Source organism: Streptomyces sp. NPDC045998, assembly GCF_056430285.1.
On the sequence record NZ_JBWKLJ010000010.1, the window covers coordinates 302239 to 323669 of the forward strand.

At 71.5% G+C, this 21431-nt stretch carries 23 protein-coding genes and 1 pseudogene; 16 read left to right on the top strand and 8 right to left on the bottom strand.

The genetic code is table 11. The annotated features are described in order from the left end of the window. Positions 1-69: 69 nt before the first annotated feature. From AC07FJ_RS28165 to AC07FJ_RS28175, 3 genes and pseudogenes are all read left to right on the top strand, one after another. Positions 70-732 (top strand): annotated as a pseudogene (locus AC07FJ_RS28165) (response regulator); the annotation flags it as partial. Positions 733-892: 160 nt separating this feature from the next. Beyond that, positions 893-1348, top strand: a complete 456-nt coding sequence (locus AC07FJ_RS28170) for a DUF6463 family protein (protein WP_479052082.1) — start codon at positions 893-895, stop codon at positions 1346-1348. 200 nt (positions 1349-1548) lie between these two features. After that, complete coding sequence (locus tag AC07FJ_RS28175) at positions 1549-3576, top strand: PIG-L family deacetylase (RefSeq protein ID WP_479052137.1); 2028 nt, start codon at positions 1549-1551, stop codon at positions 3574-3576. 100 nt (positions 3577-3676) lie between these two features. On the opposite strand, the gene tuf is transcribed toward AC07FJ_RS28175, so the two are convergent. From tuf to AC07FJ_RS28205, 6 genes are all read right to left on the bottom strand, one after another. Further along, positions 3677-4870, bottom strand: a complete 1194-nt coding sequence (gene tuf / locus AC07FJ_RS28180) for an elongation factor Tu (protein ID WP_361421479.1) — start codon at positions 4868-4870, stop codon at positions 3677-3679. Between the two features lie 148 nt (positions 4871-5018). Continuing rightward, the gene (gene fusA / locus AC07FJ_RS28185; RefSeq protein ID WP_355361794.1) at positions 5019-7145 is read right to left on the bottom strand and encodes an elongation factor G; all 2127 of its coding nucleotides are present in this window, start codon (positions 7143-7145) and stop codon (positions 5019-5021) included. Positions 7146-7183: 38 nt separating this feature from the next. Next, positions 7184-7654, bottom strand: coding sequence for a 30S ribosomal protein S7 (gene rpsG / locus AC07FJ_RS28190; RefSeq protein WP_031076642.1), 471 nt, complete (start codon positions 7652-7654; stop codon positions 7184-7186). Between the two features lie 2 nt (positions 7655-7656). Then, on the bottom strand, positions 7657-8028 hold the full coding sequence (gene rpsL / locus AC07FJ_RS28195; RefSeq protein ID WP_003948652.1) for a 30S ribosomal protein S12: 372 nt from the start codon (positions 8026-8028) through the stop codon (positions 7657-7659). A gap of 356 nt (positions 8029-8384) precedes the next feature. Next, complete coding sequence (locus tag AC07FJ_RS28200) at positions 8385-9401, bottom strand: hypothetical protein (RefSeq protein WP_479052083.1); 1017 nt, start codon at positions 9399-9401, stop codon at positions 8385-8387. Positions 9402-9575: 174 nt separating this feature from the next. Further along, positions 9576-10061 (bottom strand): helix-turn-helix transcriptional regulator, encoded by a 486-nt coding sequence (locus AC07FJ_RS28205; protein WP_479052084.1) that lies wholly within the window; start codon positions 10059-10061, stop codon positions 9576-9578. A gap of 210 nt (positions 10062-10271) precedes the next feature. Between AC07FJ_RS28205 and AC07FJ_RS28210 the strand changes: the two genes are divergently transcribed. The 3 genes from AC07FJ_RS28210 to AC07FJ_RS28220 all read left to right on the top strand — a co-directional run bounded on the left by AC07FJ_RS28210 (position 10272) and on the right by AC07FJ_RS28220 (position 11891). Then, positions 10272-10652: a WhiB family transcriptional regulator gene (locus tag AC07FJ_RS28210; protein ID WP_479052085.1), complete on the top strand. Its 381-nt coding sequence runs from the start codon at positions 10272-10274 to the stop codon at positions 10650-10652. Positions 10653-10833: 181 nt separating this feature from the next. Next, positions 10834-11655: a hypothetical protein gene (locus tag AC07FJ_RS28215; protein WP_479052086.1), complete on the top strand. Its 822-nt coding sequence runs from the start codon at positions 10834-10836 to the stop codon at positions 11653-11655. Beyond that, the gene (locus tag AC07FJ_RS28220) at positions 11652-11891 is read left to right on the top strand and encodes a MerR family transcriptional regulator (RefSeq protein ID WP_479052087.1); all 240 of its coding nucleotides are present in this window, start codon (positions 11652-11654) and stop codon (positions 11889-11891) included. Before AC07FJ_RS28215 ends, AC07FJ_RS28220 begins: the two co-directional genes overlap by 4 nt. An 83-nt stretch (positions 11892-11974) precedes the next feature. Here AC07FJ_RS28220 and AC07FJ_RS28225 read toward each other — a convergent pair whose 3' ends face one another. After that, positions 11975-12268, bottom strand: coding sequence for a hypothetical protein (locus tag AC07FJ_RS28225; RefSeq protein ID WP_479052088.1), 294 nt, complete (start codon positions 12266-12268; stop codon positions 11975-11977). 355 nt (positions 12269-12623) lie between these two features. Between AC07FJ_RS28225 and AC07FJ_RS28230 the strand changes: the two genes are divergently transcribed. From AC07FJ_RS28230 to AC07FJ_RS28245, 4 genes are all read left to right on the top strand, one after another. Continuing rightward, a complete protein-coding gene (locus tag AC07FJ_RS28230) occupies positions 12624-13025 on the top strand; it encodes a hypothetical protein (RefSeq protein WP_361421501.1) in 402 nt (133 codons plus the stop codon). A 121-nt stretch (positions 13026-13146) separates the two neighbouring features. Next, positions 13147-13731, top strand: coding sequence for a phage tail tube protein (locus tag AC07FJ_RS28235; RefSeq protein ID WP_361421504.1), 585 nt, complete (start codon positions 13147-13149; stop codon positions 13729-13731). A 131-nt stretch (positions 13732-13862) separates the two neighbouring features. Continuing rightward, positions 13863-14153: a hypothetical protein gene (locus AC07FJ_RS28240; RefSeq protein ID WP_355361775.1), complete on the top strand. Its 291-nt coding sequence runs from the start codon at positions 13863-13865 to the stop codon at positions 14151-14153. A gap of 65 nt (positions 14154-14218) precedes the next feature. Then, positions 14219-14563, top strand: a complete 345-nt coding sequence (locus AC07FJ_RS28245) for a hypothetical protein (RefSeq protein ID WP_479052138.1) — start codon at positions 14219-14221, stop codon at positions 14561-14563. A 46-nt stretch (positions 14564-14609) separates the two neighbouring features. Here AC07FJ_RS28245 and AC07FJ_RS28250 read toward each other — a convergent pair whose 3' ends face one another. Next, positions 14610-15035, bottom strand: coding sequence for a hypothetical protein (locus tag AC07FJ_RS28250; protein ID WP_479052089.1), 426 nt, complete (start codon positions 15033-15035; stop codon positions 14610-14612). Positions 15036-15103: 68 nt separating this feature from the next. Between AC07FJ_RS28250 and AC07FJ_RS28255 the strand changes: the two genes are divergently transcribed. Genes AC07FJ_RS28255 through AC07FJ_RS28280 form a run of 6 tightly spaced genes read left to right on the top strand, consistent with a single transcriptional unit; the run spans position 15104 to position 21430 of the window. Then, complete coding sequence (locus AC07FJ_RS28255; protein ID WP_479052090.1) at positions 15104-15730, top strand: HlyD family secretion protein; 627 nt, start codon at positions 15104-15106, stop codon at positions 15728-15730. 46 nt (positions 15731-15776) lie between these two features. After that, a complete protein-coding gene (locus tag AC07FJ_RS28260) occupies positions 15777-16889 on the top strand; it encodes a hypothetical protein (RefSeq protein ID WP_479052091.1) in 1113 nt (370 codons plus the stop codon). A 51-nt stretch (positions 16890-16940) separates the two neighbouring features. Then, a complete protein-coding gene (locus tag AC07FJ_RS28265; RefSeq protein ID WP_479052092.1) occupies positions 16941-18200 on the top strand; it encodes a hypothetical protein in 1260 nt (419 codons plus the stop codon). Beyond that, on the top strand, positions 18187-20559 hold the full coding sequence (locus tag AC07FJ_RS28270) for a hypothetical protein (RefSeq protein WP_479052093.1): 2373 nt from the start codon (positions 18187-18189) through the stop codon (positions 20557-20559). Before AC07FJ_RS28265 ends, AC07FJ_RS28270 begins: the two co-directional genes overlap by 14 nt. Continuing rightward, positions 20556-20783 carry a hypothetical protein gene (locus tag AC07FJ_RS28275; protein ID WP_479052094.1) on the top strand — a complete coding sequence of 76 codons (228 nt, stop codon included), beginning with the start codon at positions 20556-20558 and terminating at the stop codon, positions 20781-20783. The genes AC07FJ_RS28270 and AC07FJ_RS28275 overlap by 4 nt, the downstream gene beginning before the upstream one ends. Then, the gene (locus AC07FJ_RS28280; RefSeq protein ID WP_479052095.1) at positions 20780-21430 is read left to right on the top strand and encodes a hypothetical protein; all 651 of its coding nucleotides are present in this window, start codon (positions 20780-20782) and stop codon (positions 21428-21430) included. Before AC07FJ_RS28275 ends, AC07FJ_RS28280 begins: the two co-directional genes overlap by 4 nt. Position 21431 lies beyond the last annotated feature (1 nt).

Consider the following 21431-nt stretch of genomic DNA (forward strand, 5'->3'; position numbering starts at 1 on the left):
TGCTGCGCCGTAGGTCGGATTTCGGCGGGGCCCGGTAGCGCCGCCCGGCCGGGTCCGTACGCTCGCCGTGTGGAAGAGACGACACCAGGTCAACGGCCGGTCCGCGTCCTCGTGGTGGACGACGAGGCGATGGTGCGGGCCGGTATCCGGGCCATCCTGGCGCGGGACCCGCGGACGGAGGTGGTCGCCGAGGCGGCCGACGGGGCGGAGGCGGTCGCGCTGGCGCGCCGTCACCGGCCCGACGTGGTCCTCATGGACATCCAGATGCCCGGCCTCGACGGCATCGCGGCGGCGGCCCGCATCCACGAGGCCGTGCCGACGAGCAGCGTGGTGATGCTGACGACGTTCGGCGAGGACCACTTCATCCAACGGGCCCTGGAGGAAGGCGCCAGCGGGTTCCTGCTGAAGGCGGACGATCCCCGGGAGCTGCTGAACGGGGTGCAGGCCGTGGCCTCCGGCGGGGCCTATCTGTCGCCGAGGGTCGCCGCCCGGGTCGTCGCCGGTCTGCGCGCGCAGCGGTCCGCCCGGCCCCGGCGGTCCCTCGACCATCTGACGCGCCGGGAGCGCGACGTGCTGGCCGGGCTCGGCGCGGGGCTGTCCAACGCGGAGATCGCGGCGACGCTGCACCTGGTCGAGGGCACGGTGAAGGCCCACGTCAGCGCCGTACTGGCGAAGCTCGGCGCCCGCAACCGCGTGGAGGCCGCCCTCGCGGCGCACGAGGCGGGCCTGGTCGCGGAACAGGTCGCGGGCCAGGTCGCGGGTCGGCCGCCCCAGTCACCCCGGCGGTCCCAGCCGCCCCGGCAGTCCCAGCCGGGACAGCCGGGACAGCCGCGACAGCCGTCTCCTCGGACAACTGAAGAACCGACACGCCACCCGGAAGGACCATGACTTCATGACGACCCCTGCCCGCGGCCTCACCCTCTGGATACCCCGGCTCGTCCACGCCGCCGCCGCGACGCACCTGCTCGTCGGCTTCGTCGCCGCCCGCTCCCACTGGAGCGGCATCCTCTCCGAGGGGCTCTGGAACACCGTCGGCAACGACGACGAGGGCCGCATGACGGCCCTCTGGTTCATGGCGTGCGGCATCGCCCTCATCGGTCTCGGCCTCCTGGCCCGCAGGTCCGTGACGACCACCGGGGCGCTGCCCCCCGACCTCGGGTGGATCCTGCTGGCGCTCGGGGTGCCGGTGTCCCTGCTGGAGCCGGTTTCCGGCGGCTGGTCACTGGTCGCCATCGGCGCGCTGGCGGTGCTGCGTTCGCGGCGGGACCGTGCGGCGCTGTCGGCACCGGAGCGCCGGGACAGTCCTGAGGAGACCCGCCCCGCCCCAGGCAACCCCGCCCCCCGATAATCCGTCTAACCGACCGCGCGGCGCGCGGCTCCGCACCAGCCCCGCCGCCGCGATCGGGGACGACGTAACGCAGGCGGGGGCACCGCTGCGGGGGAAGCGGACGGGGAGCACGACAAGTGAACGAGATACGGGGGGCGGGGCCGCGCCCTGCCATCGGGCGGGTGGCGACGACCGTGCGGCGGCGCGGCGTTCTGGCCGGCATGGCCGCCATCGGGGCGGCGGTCGCCGCCGGGGTCACCGGGTGCACCGTGCCCACGCCGCGGCGCAGGGGGCCCACGGCCGACCCGGCGCCGGGGATGCCGATCACCAGCTCGCGGCGCGCGCAGCTGATGCAGATCGCCGCACACCCGGACGACGACCTGTACTTCATGAACCCGGACACCCAGCGGATGGTCGACGCCGGTGTCCCGCTGGTCTCCGTCTACGTCACCGCGGGCGAGCACGACGGCAAGAACCACATCCCCGGCCGCAAGGACATCCCCGCCGACAAGTCGGCGTACTCCTCGGCTCGGCACCAGGGGCTGCGGCAGGCGTACGCGCGGATGTTGGGGCTCGACACGTTCACGCCGTGGCAGAAGGGCGTCCTCACCCTCCGCGGCGACCGGCGCGCCGAGATCAACACGCTGACCCACGGCAACCGCCGCGTCGAGCTGGTCTTCCTCAACCTCGCCATGCACGCCCCGCGCCGCTGGATGGCGCTCCCCAGCCTGTGGCACGACCGCCAGTTGGGCCTGCGGACCGTCGTCGCCGACGACTCCCCCGTACGCAAGGCCGACGACTACGACTACGACCGGCTCATCGACGTGCTCGTCGGGCTCATGGAGCAGTACCGGCCGACCGTCATCCACACCCTGGACCCGGACCCGGACATCCAGCACAGCGACGAGAAGACCCGCAAGAAGGACTCCGAGCAGCCGGGTTACTCGGACCACGCCGACCACACCGCCGTCGCCTCCTTCAGCTGGGCGGCGATGATCCGCTGGGTCGCGCACGCGACGGGGGACGGCGGCGCGATACCGGCCTTCGTGACGACGTCCTTCCGGGGCTACTACAACCGGCACTGGCCCAAGAACCTCCCCGAGCCCGTGCTGCGCGAGAAGGCCGCGCACCTCGTGCCGTACGGCGGCGACCCGGACTGGCGGTGCGGCAACAGCGGCGGCTGCGGCGACTACAGCGTCGGCGGCGTCCGCCCCCTCACCAACAAGAAGGGGTGGGTGCGGGCCACGCACTACCGCTACCCGGACCCCGGGCCGGTCGTCGTCACCGAGCCCGACGGACGGCTCGCCGTGTACGGGGTGCTCGGCCTGCGCGCGGTGCGCTGGCACGAGACCGCGCGCGGCAGCGGCCAGTGGGGCGAGCCGGACGACCTCGGCGGCGGGCCGCTCGCGCCCGGCCTCGGCTCGGCGGCCCTCAAGGACGGGCGGCGGCTCCTCTTCGGCCTGCGCTTCGCGGCGCTCGGCGGGCACGGCGGCCCGAACAGGCGCGAGATCGTGGTGCTGGAGCAGCGCACGCCGGGTGGGCCGTTCCTCCCCTGGCGCGGGCTCGGCAACCCCGAGCACGGCGACGACCGCGGGCGCCGGCTCGGCGTCCCGGTGGCCGTCACCGACGGCCGCGACCGGGTCCACCTCTTCGTACGCAACGCCGACAAGGGCGTCAGCACCCGCGTCCGCGAGCCCGACGGCAGCTGGGGGCCCTGGCGGGACCTCGGCGGCGAGGAGATCCAGGACGGCCTGGCGGCCGCGGCGGACCGCACCGGGCGCGTCCACCTCTTCGCCACCGCCCGCGACACGATCCACCACTGGGCGCAGACCGCGCCGGGCGGGCGGGTCACGTTCCGCCCCGACAGCGGCCTGCCCGCCTCCGGCGACCCGCTGGCGGTGGCCGCGGCGCCCGACGGCGGCCTGGAGCTGTACTACCGCGCGCCGACCAGCGAGAAGCTGACGGCGGTACGCGTCGACGACGCGGCCCCGACCCGTGTCGCCTTCGACGGGTACGGGCCCGTCGGCGCCGTCGCGACCCCCGAGGGGCCGGTGCTGGTCGGCAAGGACCTGCGGGGCCGCGTCCGGATCCGCACCGGCGCCGGACGGCTGTCCACCCGTACGCAGGGGGCCGTGGCCCTGGAATCGGCGACGCTGCACGCCCACCGCGAGCACGGCGTCGTCGCGATCGGCCTCGGCGCGGACGCCCACCCGTGGACGTGGGCGCCGGAGCCGCGCACCGAAGGCTGAGCGCCCAGCGCCGGATACGCCGAAGGGCCCCGCACCTCACGGTGCGGGGCCCTCGGCTTGCAGCAGCTCTGCGACGAGCTACCAGGTCAAACCGTCAGAGTTACTTGACGATCTTGGTGACCTGGCCGGCGCCGACGGTCCGGCCACCCTCACGGATGGCGAACTTGAGGCCCTCCTCCATGGCGACCGGCTGGATCAGCTGGACGGACATGGAGGTGTTGTCGCCCGGCATGACCATCTCGGTGCCCTCGGGGAGGGTCACGACGCCGGTCACGTCCGTGGTACGGAAGTAGAACTGCGGGCGGTAGTTGTTGAAGAACGGCGTGTGGCGGCCACCCTCGTCCTTGGACAGGATGTAGGCCTGCGCCTCGAACTCGGTGTGCGGGGTGACCGAGCCCGGCTTGATGATGACCTGGCCGCGCTCGACGTCCTCGCGCTTGATGCCACGGAGGAGCAGACCGACGTTCTCACCGGCCTGGCCCTCGTCGAGCAGCTTGCGGAACATCTCGATGCCGGTGACCGTGGTGGTGGTCTTCTCGGTCTTGATGCCGATGATGTCGACGGTCTCGTTGACCTTCAGGACACCACGCTCGATACGGCCGGTGACGACCGTACCGCGACCGGTGATCGTGAAGACGTCCTCGATCGGCATGAGGAACGGCTTGTCGACGTCGCGCTCCGGCTGCGGGATGGCCTCGTCGACGGCGTTCATCAGGTTGAGGACCGACTCGGCCCACTCCGGGTCGCCCTCGAGCGCCTTCAGAGCGGAGACCTTGACGACCGGCAGGTCGTCGCCCGGGAACTCGTACTCGGAGAGGAGCTCACGCACCTCGAGCTCGACGAGCTCCAGGATCTCCTCGTCGTCCACCATGTCGGCCTTGTTCAGGGCGACGACGATGTACGGAACGCCGACCTGGCGGGCCAGGAGCACGTGCTCCTTGGTCTGCGGCATCGGGCCGTCGGTGGCGGCGACCACGAGGATGGCGCCGTCCATCTGGGCCGCACCGGTGATCATGTTCTTGATGTAGTCCGCGTGACCCGGGCAGTCGACGTGCGCGTAGTGACGCGACTCCGTCTGGTACTCGACGTGCGCGATGGAGATGGTGATACCGCGCTGACGCTCCTCAGGAGCCTTGTCGATCTGGTCGAAGGCCGAAGCCTCGTTCAGGTCCGGGTACTTGTCGTGCAGCACCTTGGTAATGGCGGCCGTGAGGGTCGTCTTACCGTGGTCGATGTGACCGATGGTGCCGATGTTGACGTGCGGCTTAGTCCGCTCGAACTTCGCCTTCGCCACGGGGGTCCTCCTGAGAGTGGTTCTGGTACGCCTTACTCATCGGCGCCAGGTGATCTTTGCTGGGTGGCCACCCGCCGGGAACTCTGCCTCGGGTTCGGGGCGGAGCCCCGGCGGATGGTGTCAAGCCTAAAGCGTGAACCGGTGAGAGTTACTCGCCCTTGGCCTTCGCGATGATCTCCTCGGCGACGTTCCGCGGAACCTCGGCGTAGGAGTCGAACTGCATCGAGTAGCTTGCGCGACCCGAGGTCTTGCTGCGGAGGTCGCCGACGTAGCCGAACATCTCCGAAAGCGGCACCAGGCCCTTGACGACCCGGGCGCCGGCCCGCTCCTCCATGGCCTGGATCTGGCCACGGCGGGAGTTGATGTCGCCGATGACGTCGCCCATGTAGTCCTCGGGCGTGGTGACCTCGACGGCCATCATCGGCTCGAGGAGCACCGGGGACGCCTTGCGCGCGGCCTCCTTGAAGGCCTGCGAACCGGCGATCTTGAAGGCGAGCTCGGAGGAGTCGACCTCGTGGTAGGCACCGTCGAGAAGCGTGACGCGGACGCCCGTCATCTCGTAGCCCGCGAGGATGCCGAACTGCATGGCCTCCTGGCAGCCGGCGTCCACCGAAGGAATGTATTCCTTCGGGATGCGGCCACCGGTGACCTTGTTGACGAACTCGTACGAGGCGTCGCCGCCCTCGATCGGCTCGACCGCGATCTGCACCTTGGCGAACTGACCGGTACCACCGGTCTGCTTCTTGTGGGTGTAGTCCACGCGCTCGACGGCCTTGCGGATCGTCTCACGGTACGCGACCTGAGGCTTGCCGACGTTGGCCTCGACCTTGAACTCGCGCTTCATGCGGTCGACGAGGACCTCGAGGTGAAGCTCGCCCATACCGCCGATGACGGTCTGGCCGGTCTCCTCGTTGGTGTGCACCTGGAAGGAGGGGTCCTCCTCCGCGAGACGCTGGATGGCGACACCCAGCTTCTCCTGGTCACCCTTGGACTTGGGCTCGATCGCGACCTCGATGACCGGGGCCGGGAAGTCCATGGACTCCAGGATGACCGGGGCCTTCTCGTCGCACAGCGTCTCACCGGTCGTGGTCTGCTTCAGACCCATGACGGCGATGATGTCGCCGGCGCCCACCGACTCGATCTCCTCACGCTTGTTCGCGTGCATGCGGTAGATCTTGCCGATGCGCTCCTTCTTGCCCTTGACGGAGTTCAGCACCGAGGTGCCGGACTCCAGGCGACCGGAGTAGATCCGGACGAAGGTGAGCTTGCCGAGGTGCGGGTCGCTCATGATCTTGAACGCCAGCGCCGACAGCGGCTCGTCGTCGGACGGCTTGCGCTTGACGACCGTCTCCGCGTCCTTGACGTCGTGGCCCTCGATGGCCTCGATGTCGACGGGGGAGGGGAGGTAGCGCACGACCGCGTCGAGCAGGGGCTGGACGCCCTTGTTCTTGAACGCGGTGCCACAGAACACCGGGGTGACCGTGGTGCCGGTGCCCTTGCCGGAGGCGATGGTGATGCGACGGATCGCGGCGTACAGCTGCTCCTCGGACGGCTCCTGGCCCTCCAGGTACAGCTCCATGATCTCTTCGTCGTTCTCGGCGACGGTCTCAACCAGCTTGCCGCGCCACTCCTCGGCGGCCTCGGCGTGCGTGGCCGGGATGTCGACGATGTCGTACATCTCGCCCTTGGCGGCCTCGGCGGACCAGACCAGCGCCTTCATGCGGACCAGGTCGATGACGCCCTTGAAGTCCGCCTCGGCACCGATCGGGAGCTGCATGACGATCGGCTGCGCACCCAGGCGGTCCGAGATCATGTCCACGCAGCGGTGGAACTCGGCGCCCGTACGGTCGAGCTTGTTGACGAAGCAGATGCGCGGAACGCCGTAGCGGTCCGCCTGACGCCACACGGTCTCGGACTGCGGCTCGACACCGGCCACACCGTCGAACACCGTCACGGCGCCGTCGAGGACGCGGAGCGAACGCTCCACCTCGACGGTGAAGTCGACGTGACCCGGGGTGTCGATGATGTTGATGGTGTGATCGACGTCCTCGAGCGACCAGTGGCAGGTCGTCGCGGCGGACGTGATCGTGATGCCGCGCTCCTGCTCCTGCTCCATCCAGTCCATCGTGGCGGCGCCGTCGTGGACCTCACCGATCTTGTACGAAACGCCGGTGTAGAACAGGATCCGCTCGGTGGTGGTCGTCTTGCCCGCGTCGATGTGGGCCATGATCCCGATGTTGCGGACCCTGGCCAGGTCAAGCGAAGTGGTAGCCATAAGGCTTCAGTCTTCTCTCGGTCTCGATGTGGGTGCGACTACCAGCGGTAGTGCGCGAAGGCCTTGTTGGACTCGGCCATCTTGTGCGTGTCCTCACGCTTCTTGACCGAAGCACCGAGGCCGTTCGAGGCGTCCAGGAGCTCGTTCATGAGGCGCTCGGTCATGGTCTTCTCGCGACGGGCGCGGGAGTAACCCACGAGCCAGCGCAGCGCGAGCGTGGAGGCGCGACCGGGCTTGACCTCGATCGGCACCTGGTAGGTGGCGCCACCGACACGGCGGGACTTGACCTCGAGAGACGGCTTGACGTTCTCGAGGGCGCGCTTCAGCGTGATGACCGGGTCGTTGCCGGTCTTCTCGCGGAGGCCTTCCATGGCGCCGTAGACGATCCGCTCGGCGGTGGAGCGCTTGCCGTTCAGCAGGATCTTGTTGATGAGCGAGGTCACCAGAGGAGAACCGTAGACCGGGTCGATGATGACCGGGCGCTTCGGGGCGGGGCCCTTACGAGGCATTCTTACTTCTCCTTCTTGGCGCCGTAGCGGCTGCGGGCCTGCTTGCGGTTCTTGACACCCTGGGTGTCGAGCGAGCCGCGGATGATCTTGTAACGAACACCCGGCAGGTCCTTCACACGGCCACCACGCACGAGCACGATGGAGTGCTCCTGCAGGTTGTGTCCCTCACCCGGAATGTAAGCCGTGACCTCGATCCCGCTGGTCAGACGCACACGCGCGACCTTGCGGAGGGCCGAGTTCGGCTTCTTCGGGGTGGTCGTGAACACACGCGTGCAGACGCCGCGGCGCTGAGGGGAACCCTCGAGTGCGGGCGTCTTGTTCTTCTCGACCTTGTCCTGCCGGCCCTTCCGGACCAGCTGCTGGATCGTAGGCACTACTTCTCCGGTTTCTGTGTGCCGTGTAGTAAAGCTAACCTGGAACGTTGCCGACCCACGCGGTCGGGTGTGTCGAATACTGCGGACTCCCGCCTCGCGGCGGAAATGGGCGCAGATTGCGGTGGCCGATGCTCGACTCGCCGTGCGGTTGAGGACACGCACAGGAGCCCAGGCACACCCCAGGCACAAGGTCTGAGCGTACCTACCGTATGGACCTGGGTCAAAACAAATGACCTCGCCCGCCGGGCCTCGGCCGGTTGCGCGAAAACCCCTCGTCCCGGCGTTCGCCCGGACCCGGGTCCCGGCCTTGGGCGCGGCCGTCGGCCCGGCCGTGGGCGCGGGGCCCGCGCGCCGCCTCAGGGGTGGTCGCCGGGCCTCCGGCGGCGCGCCGGGAGCCGCGGGATCGTGGGGACGCGGGAGCTGCGCGACTTGGCGACGAGCTTGGGCGCGGCGGCCGCGGTACGGGCCTGGTCCGCGGCGGGATCCTGCGCATCGGCCTGGCGCTGCGGGCCCTCGCGGGTCGCGGACTCGGCGGGGGGCCGGCGCTGCGGGCCCTCGGCGGCGCGGGAGTCGGCGGCGCCTTGGCCCTGCGGGGGCTCGGCGGTGCCGGGCGCGTTCCCGTCCGGGGCCGGACGGTGCGCGTCCTCGACGGCGTTCGACGGGGGCGGGACCTGGCGCTGCCCGTTCTCGCGGCGGTGCGGGCGCGGTGCGGCCGGGGCCTGGCGCTGGGCGGGGGGCTCGGCGGCGGGCGGGTCGGCCGGGGCCTGGCGGGCTGGGCGGTCGCGCGGGTGCGCCGCCGCGTCCTCGCTTGTTGCGCGCGAGCGCGTAGCGGGCGAAGTGCGCGAAGTGGGCGAAGAGACCGGGGCCGGGGCCGGATCCCTTCCGGTGTCGCCGGACGCGCCGCCGCGCCCCCTCGGCCGCCGGGAGGCCGACGCGCTCGCCTCGGCGCCGGGGCCCGGGGACTCCGGGTGGGTTTCCGGTCGGCCCCCGGCGGACTCGTCGTCCGCCGCCGGGTCCTCGCCCTGGGGGAAGGGGATGACCGCCGCCTGGCCCGGCGTGCGGCCGACCAGCCGCAGGCGGCGGGTCTGGGCGATGCGGCGCGCCTCCTCCAGGACGGGTTCGTACTCGTCGGCGGCGTCGCGCCAGCCGTTGACGTACGCCTGGAACTCCCGGCGCGCCAGTTCCTCGCGCAGCAGGACCACGACCTCGTCGGGCGCGTGACCCTCCAGGTAGCGGCCGAGGGCGGCGAGCAGGGCCGGCAGGTCGGCGGCCGGTTCCGGAAGTCCGCGTACGGGGCCCCTGGCCCTGGTCGGCCCCGCCTCGTCGTCGCCCGGGTCGCCGGTCGGCCGGGAGCACCCCTCGCCCTCGACCATGACACTCTCTTTCGCAACCCGTCGCCGTTTCGGTTCCGCCGAAGACGCCGGTTCACGCTCCGCGCCGGCGACGCCCGTACCTACGGCGGTGCCCCCGGAGGCTCGGCCGCCGCCGGGGCAATGAGCCTGCGAAATCGTGGGGACAGGCGCGAACAAGCTTACGAGAAAGCGGAGTCAGGCCTCGCGGACACCCTGGGCGTCCGCCTGCCGGGGCCCTGGGTGCGCCTCGCGCTCGGGGCGCCCGGCGGGCCACTCGGGGAGGAACTGTCCGGCCACCCGGATGAACATGTCGCGCTGGTCGGGCGGGATGCCCAGCCCGGCCGCGGCCTGTTCGAGGGTGAGGGCGGGGGCCGCCGGCTCCTCGGCGGGCGGCACGTCACCGGACAGGCCGGGCAACGGCAGGTCCTCCTCGGTGAGCCTGCCGGACTTGATGAGCATGTCGCGGACCGGGACGCGCAGCACGTGGGCGAGGCGGCGCATGGTCTCCAGGTCAGGCATGCTCTGCCCCTGCAGGAGGCGGGTGATGGCCGCCCGGTGCACGCCGGCCTCGTCGGCGAGACGGGATTTGCCACCGCCACGCGGGCTGTCGATGTCGTACCCCTGCCGCCGGATCACCCCTTCGATCCAGGCCGTGAACTCTTCCAGTTCGCTGACGGACATGGGTACGCCCTCCCTTCGAGGCGGCCACCAGACTATCGCGCTTGCGCGCACTGGTTGCGCGCTTACACGCACGCAATTGTGAAGGTTGCGTCGAGAACTGGATATGCCCGCTTTCAGTTTTAGTTGCGTGCTCGCTCGCAACATGCCAGTGTGCTGCCTCGCAACATACGTTTCGCTCAGGCGTTCGCAGTGCATCAGGGGGCCACCGTCATGTCCGTACCGCCGTTCAACGCCCGTCCGTCGTCGTCATCGTCCGCCGCGGAGCTGCGGGAGTTCCTCGGGTGGCGGATGGACGCCGCCTGTGCGGGGCTGCCGCCGCAGGTGGTCTTCGCCCGGCGGCCGGCCGACGCGGCGCCGGCGCTGCGGGCGTGCGCGCGCTGCCCTGTGACGCGGGAGTGCGAGGAGGCCGTGGACCCCGCGCGTACGTGGTTCGACGGCGTGAGCGCCGGGCGGCTGTGGCACAACGGCCGGCCCGTGGACCTGAACCGGGGCAACCGTGCCCGCGCCCAGGGCGGCGCCCGTGAGGCCGAGGCCCTCGCGGCGGGCCCCGAGGACCACCGCACGCCCCCGCTCGACCAGGCCGCCGCCTGACCTCCGCCGCCGCGCAGGCCCCGCACGTACGTACACCACACGCCGCCGGTACGGCCGGCACCACCGGTACGGCCGGCACCACCGGGTCAGCAGCCACAGCCACTCACCACGTCCGCCACCGTCGTGTCGGCGGCCGCTCCACGTCGGCGCTCTCGCGGCGCCCCGCAGGAGGGAGCACTCCATGTCCGTCAGCCAGCCCACCGCCCTCACCACCACCCTCACCACCACCGCCGACGACGCCACCGCCGGCGTCGTACGGGATGCCGCACTGTGGACCGCCATGCTGGTCCGCCAGTTCCCCGAACTGCTCACCGAACTGGCGCCGACGCCGGGCCGCGGCGGCGCGCCGACCTGTGACCGTCCGGCCCCCGGGGCCGCGCAGCTCGCCGCCCGCGCCGCCCGGCTGCGCGCCGAGCGGCAGGAGGCGCTGCTGAACGAGCAGCGGCACGGCCTGTCCGTACCGGGGCACGTCGCCTCCCCCATCCGCCTCCACGTGTCCGACGCGATCCGGGACATCACCGACGGTGTGGTGGAGCTGGAGGAGGCGGTGTACGACCGGCTGGGCCTGGGCCGGCCGCGCCGGGCCGACGTCGCGCAGCGGCTGCGGCGGATCACGGAGCTGCTCGGCCGCATCGGCGCCGACGCCACGCTCGCCCTCCACGTACGGGACGAGATGCGCCGCATGGCGAGGCGCTGTGCGCGGGAGCTGGGCGAGGCGGAGACGGTGGTGCGCGTGTCCGGGCGCTGCCCGTGGTGCGACTCGGTGTCGCTGCGGGCGTTCCCGACGAGCCGGGCCGTGGTGTGCGTCAACCCCGGGTGCCGGTGCGGTCTGCCGGACTGCGACTGCGTGAGCGACCCGGCGTTCCGGCACCTGTGGGCGGAGGACGCCTGGCAGGAGCTGGCCGGGGCGGCGGAGGGCGGCGTGGCGGAGATCGCCGCCCGCATGGAGGAGACGGCACCGGCGGCGGTGGCCGCGGCGGTGCGCGACGGAGAGGCCCGATGAACGTGAACCGTACGCCGATCACGTCCCGGATCCCGGTCCCGGCCGGAGCCGCGCTCGTCACCGGGCAACTGGCCGCGCAGGAGGCGGGGGTCGTGCCCACCACCATCCGCAAGTGGGTGCAGCTCGGGCACCTGTCCCCCGCGGGGCGGCAGGGCCGGGCGCAGCTCTACCGGCTGGAGGACGTCTTCGCCGCCGAGCGCTCCGCGCGCCGCAAGCCGCGGCCGGTCCAGGCCTGAGCACGCACGACGACGCCGGGGCGGTCACTTCCTCAGAGGAGTGGCCGCCCCGGCGTCGTCGTGCGTATCGACGTATGGAGGGGTCAGCCGTGCTCCGCCGTGTCCGGCGGGCTGGGGATACGCACCACGGACGCGTGCTGCACCTGCTTCGCGGGGGCGGGTGGCTCCGGGCTCAGCGTGGCCACCGCCTCCTGCCAGCCGCTGGAGAAGCCGCGCAGCTCGGCGTCGACCGTGAGGCGCGCGCCGACCTTGGCGATGACGGAACTGAGGGCGCGGCCGACCCCTCCGGTGTACGTCCCCGCCGCGGCGCTCTCCACGGCGACCTCGACGACGGCGGCGGCGACATCTGCCAGTCGGTCCTGCGGGCTGTTCCTCATCGGCCTTCACCGCCGGCTGCCCGCCCGCTCCTCGTGTTCGTCTCCTGCACGCCCCACCACTCCTCACGCCCGCCCGGGTGCTCCGTACCTTCCGCGTCCGCGTCCGCTCGTCCGCTCGACCCTGCATCCTTGCTCGAACTTATGTTCGGGTTAGCGAGCGTAGCGCAGATGAGGGGGGTAGCGGCGGACATACGGAGCGCGTCCCGCCGCAGCCGGGGGGGAAGTTGGTTGCGGAGCCCGCGGGCCTCGATCACACTTGGAGCAGCGGCAGAGCTGCGCCCTCCACCAGGGCGGCGGTCCTGCCGCTTCGTGTTTTCCCGACTCTCTCCGACTCTCTCCCGAAGGGAGCGTCCATGTGAGCCCTCTCGCCTTCCCGGACGCGGAACGACTCGTGGTCGACCACCTGAAGAACCGGGCGGAACTGGCCGGTGTCGTGGTCGACAACCGGCCGCCCGCCGGGTTCGACGGCACCCAGAAGGCCGTCCTCGTCTCCCGCGTCGGCGGCGCCTGGGTGGACGACCTCCACCTCGACCAGCCGCTGCTCGACCTGGAGGTCTACGGGCCGGACAAGACCGCCGCCCACACGGTGGCGCTCACCGCGCGTGCCGCGCTGCTCGAAGCCGCCGGAACGGTGTACGGCGGCGCCTCCGTCACCGAGGTGGCCGAGGCGGACGGTCCGCGCTGGCTGCCCGACTACAACCGGCCGAACGGCAACCGCTACCTCTCGACGGTCCGGATCTCGATCCGCCCCGCGTAGCAGGTCGCTTCCGCACCGGCACACCCCGCCGCGCGTCCCGCGCGGCCCACGAACAGGCCCTGTCGCACCCGCGGCGGGGCCTTCGCCATATCCCGCACCACCCTTCACCTGAGGAGTTCCCATGCCCGCCAACAACGGCAACCAGATCCGCGTCGCCGGCACCGGCCGCATCCTCGTCGCCGCCGCCGGTCCGACCGGCCCGGCCGCGCCGAAGCACACCGCCGACGAGTGGGTCACCGGCTGGACCGAGCTCGGCTACACCAGCACCGACGGCATCAAGTTCAACAAGAAGGACAAGATCGACCCGGTCGACACCTGGCAGTCGGTCAGCCCGGCCCGCTTCATCTACTCGGACCGCGACCTGACGGTGAAGTTCCAGCTCCTGCAGTTCAACAAGGACACGCTGCCGTTCTTCATGGGCGGCGGCTCGGTCACCCCGGTGACCGCCACCGGGGCCGTCGACACCTACTCGTACGCCATGGGCGCCGAGCCGCAGAAGGACGAGCGCCAGCTCGGCATCGAGTTCAAGGACGGCTCGGACGTCACGTACCGCTTCATCGTCCCGCGCGGCCAGGTCACGGAGACCGAGGAGATCGGCCTGACCCGCACCGGAGCGCTGAAGCTCGGCATCACCTTCACCGCCCTCGCGCCCGAGGGCAGCTCCACGCTGGCGACCTGGATCATGAAGGACAAGTCGTACGCGTAAGGGCGCGGCGCTCCCCCGGCGCCCGTCCCTCCCCCACGCCGGTGTCCGGCGCGCGGTCCCCTGTGGCCGCGCGCCGGGCGCCGGCGCCTTCGTTTCCACGTCCCCTCCCCCATCCCCAAAGGAGCCCACGCATGTCCTCCTTCAACGTCAACGCCGCCCGCGCCCAGCGCCTGGAAGCCCTCGGCCGCGCCTGGAGCTTCGAGCTCGACGACCAGACCTTCCAGCTGCCGACCGAGCTGTCCCGCTCCACCGCCCGCAAGCTGCGCGAGCTCGACGACAACGACGTCGACGGGCTGCTGCGGCTGCTCCTGGGCGAGCAGCAGTACGCCCGCTTCGACCGCCTGGAGGTCACGATGCAGGACATCGCGGCCATCCTGGAGGCGTACGGCAAGGAGACCGGGCTCGGCCTGGGGGAAGGCTGAGCCTCGGCGTGCTCGTCGAGGAGCACGCCGAGGCCCTGGAGGCCGACCTACTGCGCCACTACGGCGTGGACCTGCTCGACTGGCACCGCGGCCGGCTCTCCTCGCGCCGGCTCGCGGTGCTGGTCCGGCACATGCCGCGTGACAGCGCGCTCGCGCGCGCGACGCACGGCGAGGCGGCGGAGTGGGGCGTGAGCGACTACCTGCTCGCCGCCGCGGTGGACCATCTCGCCGAGTCCAACTGGATGTTCGCCACGGTCAACCAGGACGAGGACGCGGAGCCGCTGGAGTACCCGAAGCCGGTACCGCGGCCCGACGACAGCGACGCCCCGCAGGACGGGAAGCCGTCGGAGGACGAGGAGCGTGCGGCCCCCCGGCCCGGTCCCGTGGAACTGATGCACTTCTTCGGGTGACGGCGCAGGGGCCGCGATCGGCCGCCGGACGGCAGGCGCGGAGCCGTCAGCGGATCACGCCCGCCTCGTACAGCGCGACGAGGACGAAGCCCAGGACCATCACGACTTCCATGCCCAGCATCCACCAGAGGATCGTCCACGCCTCGGAGCGGGCCTCCAGTTCGCTCCTGCTGCGCACGAAGCGGCGGGCGAAGCCGGGGTCGTACACCAGCACCGCCTCCCGGCCCGGTGTTCCCCAGCTGCGCCAGCTCAACGGCGAGCGGTAATAGACCTTCTCGCCGCCGGCGGTCGTGAACACGAAGCTCGTACTGCGCCGGTTCTCGGAAGCCGTGACGTACCGGCAGACACCGACGGCCTCCACTCCCACCCGTGCGAGGCGCCGCCTCAGCCACAGCGGATACACGCCGAACCACACCAGGAACGGCAGTGGCACGAGCACCCACACCACAGCGACCCACATCAGGCTCGTCACGCACGGATGGTCGCACGCGGCAGCACGGGATGACAAGGAATCCCGCCACCCCAGGAAGGTGACCGAAGTTGGCAACGAACGACGACACGGTCCTGCATTACTGGACGAAGAGCGAAGCAGACAAGTTCAAACACAAACTCAACGGGCTGAGTACGACGGTCGAGGGCCTCAAAATCGCCGTCGGCGTCGTCGGGCTCGGGTTCACACCCTTCAAGTTCGACGCGTCCGTACTGAAGGGCGACGAGAAAGGCATCGTCTTCCTCGGACGGCAGTTGGTCACCTTCCCCTGGGCGAAGGACGAGTCCGAGCGGGACGACCGCAAGCTGGTCCGGCTCGTCGACAGGGCCGAGAGGGCCAGCGAGAAGGCCGCGCAGGCACGCAAGGACGCCGAGGACATCCGGTCACGAGTGGCCCAGGGGATGTCCGGCCAGAACGGCGGACGAGTCGGTGACAACGCGGCAGTCAAAACCGCCCAGCGGCAGGCCGACTTCGCCACCGAGGAAGCCGAAAAGCTACTCAAGAAGGCGCGTCGCCATTATGTCGACACGCTGAAGACGGCCCAGAAGTCCCGCCATGAGGAAAAGGACGCGGAGAAGTCGAAGGAGAGCGCGATCAAGTCCTTGCATTCGGTGAGGAGCAACCTCAAGACCACCAGGGAACAGCTGCGCAGACTCGAAGAGGAGCTCGCCGGATGAAACGCACCGACGGTCACCTTCCCGAGGTGACCGCTAAGGAGATGACGTGAGCCTGAACAGCGCATTCAGCAAGGCCGCCGGCGGGGCGGGGAAATTCCGTTCCGTGATGGACCAGGCCAATTCCTCGCTCGGCCGCCTGAGGCAGTCCTCCGGCACGGCATCCACCGCGGTGGGGAAGATCAAGTCGTCGGCGGGTCAGGCAGGCACCGCCATGACCAAGGTCAAGAGCGGTGCCGACAGGGCCCACACCTCCCTCGGCAAGCTCCGCACCTCCGCCAACAACGGCAACAGCGCCGTCGGCAAGCTCCGGACCGGCCTGAACAACGCCAACACCTCCTTCGGCAAGGCCAAGGGCGGCACCGACAAGTTCAAGACCTCGCTCGACAAGCTCAAGGGCTCCGCCGACAAGGCGAAGAACGCCCTGCGTGACGTCAAGCGCCAGGCGGACGCCGTCGAGAAGTCCGTCGGCAAGGCCGGGAAGAACGCGGACAAGACCGGCAAGACCATGGGGGGCGGGCTCACCAAGGGCCTCAAGGGCGCGAGCCTGGCGCAGAAGGGCCTCAACCTGGCCATGGCGGCCAGCCCGTTCGGCCTCATCATGACGCTGCTCGCCCCGCTCATCGCCAAGTTCGTCAACGTCGACAAGATCGTCTCCGTCGTGACGAAGGGCTTCAAGTCCGGCATGAAGGCGATCCAGAGCGCCGTGTCCACGGCGATCGGGGTCATCACGCCGATCCTCAAGGGCGTCGGCAACGTCATGCTCGCGCCCTTCCGGGCCTTCGCCACCGCCATCAACACGATCATCGGCGCGCTCAACGGCTTCAAGGTCTCGATCCCCAGCTGGGTGCCGAAGTTCGGCGGCAAGAGCTTCTCCATGAACCTGCCGAAGATCCCCGTCCCCCACCTCGCCAAGGGCGGCATCGTCCAGCCCCGCAACGGCGGCACCCTCGCCGTGATCGGCGAGGCCGGCGAGCACGAGGCCGTCATCCCGCTCAGCAAGCTGGAGCGCATGATCGGCCCCGGCGGCGGCCGCGCCCAGATCGCCCGGCTCGCCGAGGCGGTCGAGCGGCTCGCCGACCGGCCCGTCCACGTCCAGGTCGACGGCCAGACCATCGCCCGCGCCGTCATCGCCGGCCACCGCCAACTCGCCCGCCGCTAGGTCGTGTCCGCACGGCACCGGTAGTCACGACCAAGGAAGGAGGCACGTCCCATGCCAAGGAATCTCTGGGTCGGCCTGCCCGGACAGCTCCGGGAGATCAGCCAGGCGGCCAGCGCCTTCGAACGCGGCGCGGACCTCGGGGTCTCCCAGTTCACCTCGCTCAGCGGTCAGATCACCACGATCGCGCCCAAGCGCGCCCCCCGCCGGATCAAGCTCAGCTTCGACCGGCTCTCGCAGGACGACGCGACGCACCTGGACCGGCTGGCACGCCGCATCGACGGCCCCGGCCCCGTCGACCTGCTCGACCCGGTGGCCCGCAACCTGCTGGACCCGCTCCAGGCGGAGGGGCGCAGCGTGTCCAGCACCCCGTACAACGTCTGGTACACCTCCGTCAGCGGCAGCGGCAAGGTGGAGCTGTCGACCGCCGCCGGGGCGCTGCCCCAGACGTACGTCTGGAAGGCCGAGACCACCACGGCGCAGCTCAACTGGCAGCGCCGGCCCCGAGCCGGCTTCCCCGTCGCGCCCGGCATGCGGGTGCGGTTCACCCTGCCGAAGTCGTGGCGGGTCGGCCCCTGCGCCACCCGCCTGCACTGGCGCGACGCGGCGGGCACCTACCTGTCGTCCGCGGCCGACACCGGGCACACCCTCGTGGCCACGGTCCCCGCGGGTGCCGCGCTGGTCACGCCCTCGGGCGTCGCCGGCGAGATCGGGACGTACGGCCTCGACGGCGCCGTGCTGACCATCGACGACGACCACGTGCCCACCGCCCCGGTGAACCTGCTCTCCGCCGACCAGGCCGCCGGCAAGGGCGCGCTGACGCAGTGGTCGGCGACGGGCGTCACCCTGTCGACGGACGCCTCCGGGTACGCGGTCGCCTCCCTGGCCGCGTCCACCGCCGGAACGCTGGCCTTCGTCAACGGCACCCAGAAGGGGCACGCGCTGCCGCCGGGAGCGGGACTGGTCGGCCTGGTGCTGCCCTCCGCGGTCCGCACCCGCGCCCAGAGCTGCGCGCTCACCTTCCACGACGCCGCCGGCGCCGTGCTGGTGACCATCACCGGCTGGGCCCCGGCGGCCGTGCCGGCCGGCGCCACCCACGTCTCCGCCACGGTGTCGTTCGCCTCGGCCACCACGGCGTTCCAGTCGCGGATCGGCCCGGCGAAGCTGCTGCACATCGACCCGACGGTGCCCCAGCTGCCGGGCGACGGGTGCCCGGTGATGGCCGTCACGGCCTTCACCGACTCCGCGGCCCGCCCGCTGCCGTACCGCAACGTCTCCATCGAGCTGGCGGAGGTGGCCGGTGCGAGCAACTGACGAGAACCTGACCGGCACCCTCCAGTCCGGCTCACGCGTCGCCCACCACACCACCCGCCTCGGCGGCCAGGACGTGTCCGAGCAGGTCCAGTCCTGGCAGCTGGAGCGCAGCTACAGCACCGACCTGCCGGACGCCATGCGGGCGTTCTCCGGCAGCTCGTCGGCGCAGCTGCAGCTCCAGCTGTCCGGCTCCGGCGGCAAGTCGGCGCCCGCGCTGTACTCGCCGTGGGCACCGCGCTCGACCGGTGACATCGCCCGACCCGGCCAGTCGGTGGTCCATCAGTACGGCACCGACGCCGGCGTCCTGCCCGCCTTCCGCGGCACCCTGCGCAACCGGTCCGCCGCCTCCGGCACGGACACCGTGCAGCTGACGGCGCTCGACGGCGCGGAGCGGCTGCACGGGCCCGCGGAGCTGCCCAGGCCGTACGCCGGGTTCTACTGGCGGCGTCCGATGGCCACCGCCACCTGGTGCGTCGACGAGCTGCTGCGGCAGGCCGGCGTCCACTCCTGCCCGCCGCCGCGGTACCCGGAGTTCGACCCGGCGGCGCCGCTCACCCTGGTGTACGCCTCGCTGCACGGCGGGTTCGCCGCGACCTACGGCCAGCCCGAGGTCGTGCCCGACCCGCGGCACTACAGCTGGACCCGGCAGGGCGCCCCGCACGAGATGGCGCTCGTGCCGCACGCCGCCGCGACGGACACCCACGCGATGACCGCCACCTGGTTCCCCCGCAGCCGGGTCACCGTTCCGGGCAGCCGGCTGTTCGCCGAGGCCTGGGTGAACAGCGCGGTCGGCTTCGGCAGCACCGTCGCCCTGGAGCTGGACCTCAACCGCACCGGCACCCAGACCGGCCGGCTGCGGATCGCCGTCGACTTCTCGACCGGCCAGGTGTTCATGCACTCCGGCACCCGGGAGGGCACCGGCTACTACTACTCCTGGGGCGTCTCGGCGCTCAAGGAGAAGCCCGGCGTCTGGCACATCGGCGGCCTGTTCGACACCACGTCGACCGGGACGACCGTCCTGCCGACCGTGCAGCCCTTCCTGACCGCGCCGGACGGGACGCACTACCCGTGCGGCCCGGTCACCTTCACCCACCCCTCGGCCGAGCAGCCGGCCGCCGAGCTGTACCAGCTGCGGCTGGTGACCCAGCTCGCCGCCGAGGCGGTCCAGCTCACCAGCGGGCTGGCCGGCACGCCCACGGCCACGGAGTTCGCCCAGAAGACGTGGGTCAAGGAAGCCGAACTGGACGACGCGATCCTCCCGCTGTACGCGGTGCCGCGGGTGTCCGGCTCCCAGTGGGACGTCATCACGCAGATCGCCAAGGCCAGCATGTCGACGGCCGAGTTCGACGAGCGGGGCGTCTTCCAGTGGCGCAACTACACGCGCTTCGCGAAGGCCCCGACGGCCCCCGACCTGACCCTGACGTCGGTACGGGACATCGCGGCGCTCACCGTCACCGAGGAGATCGACGCCTGCCGCAACTACTGCGTCCAGCCGTTCAAGGACTGGTCGTCGGTGAAGGTCACCAGCGGTACGACGTACAACGACACCGTGGTGCGCGAGGTGCCCGGCAACAGCTCGGTGACGCTGAAGTACGTGCTCGCCGAGGAGGAGTTCGACATCGGTCCGCCGAACGTCGACGACGACCAGAGCGTCGCCCCCGGCTTCTCGGTGCGCTTCGCGGCGTCCAACGCGGCCGGCGCGGACGCCGTCAAGGGAGCCGTGGACATCCTCGCGCGGCGGGAGGAGGGGTGCCTGGTCCTGCGGTTCACCAACCGCAGCAGCCGGCGCCTGTACACGGTGACGGAGGACGGCAAGCCGTCCGTCCACATCCAGACGCTCAAGCCGTCCACCGAGGCGGTCGAGCGGCAGGCGACCTCGTGGATCTCCGGCAGCACCAGCGAGAAGTACCACGGGCGCCAGGAGTTCTACGCCGAGGCCAGCGACTGGATCCAGGACTACCGGGCGGCGCAGGAACTCGCCGACGCGATGCGGGTGGCGGGCCAGTACCCCGTGCCCGTGCTCGGTGAGGTCGAGGTGCTGTACGACCCGCGCATCCAGCTCGGTGACGTCGTACGCGTCGTGGACTCCACCGGCGCGGCGCTGGACACCTTCGCCTGGGTCATCGGGATCAAGACCGGCTCCACGGCGCCCGGAACCGTGCAGCAGACCCTGACCCTCCGCGGCACCCGGACGAACGGGATTCCGGCGGACGCCGGGCTGACGCCCGACACCCCCTCCGACCGCACCCCCGTCCCGGCCGGCGCCACCTACGCGGACGTCGCCGCCGCCCATTCCACGCTGGGAGACCTCGCCGGCAGCGGTCTGACCTGGCGGCAGGTCAAGGAGAGCGCGTCATGACCGACAACACCGACACCGCGGTGACCGAGGACACCCCGCCGCCGGTGGAGATCAGCACCGAGGCGCCGGGGGACCCGACCCACCCCGTCGAGGTGCTCCTGGAGGAGCACCCCGTCACGCCCGCTCCCCCGCCGCCCGTCCCGGAGGCCCCGGAGCCCGGACCCGAGCCCGACACCGCACCCGCCGTACCCGTCTCCGGCGGAGGCCAGGAGGAGATCGCATGACCACCCAGTACACCCCGCTCAGCAACCTCCCCTACCCGCAGCCGAGCGACCCCGCCGACCTGCCCGCGCACCTGCAGTCCCTCGCCCAGTCGCTGGACGGGCGGGCGGTGATGCGGTTCGGCACCGCCTCCGAGCGGGACACCAAGGTGACCGCGCCGGTGGCCGGGATGGTGGCGTGGATCGCCTCGCCGGGCCGCCTGATGTACTACACGGGCTCCGCCTGGGCGCCCGTCGGTCCGGTGCCGGTCTTCCGGGTCAACCTCGACGGCGGCAGCACCACCAGCACCACCTGGGCGGAGACCCTGACCGACGCCGTGGGCGACCCGATGAACGCCGTGTTCACCGTGCCCGCCTCGGGCCAGGTCATCATCACCGTGGGCTGCTACATGCACGGCACCGCCACCGGTGTCGGCTGCTACATGTCGGCGAACGTCCGCAATTCCGCCGGAGCCGTGGTGCTCGGAGCCTCCGACGACAGGGCGGCGCTGGTCAACACCCCGAACCGGTCCTCCGTCTCGACGCAGTTCCTGGTCAGCGGCCTGGCCGTCGGTACGACGCACACCGCCACGCCCGCGTACCGGACGGCGAACACCACCAGCACCGGCAACTTCGACACCCGCTTCATCCGCATCGACCCGGTGATGTGAC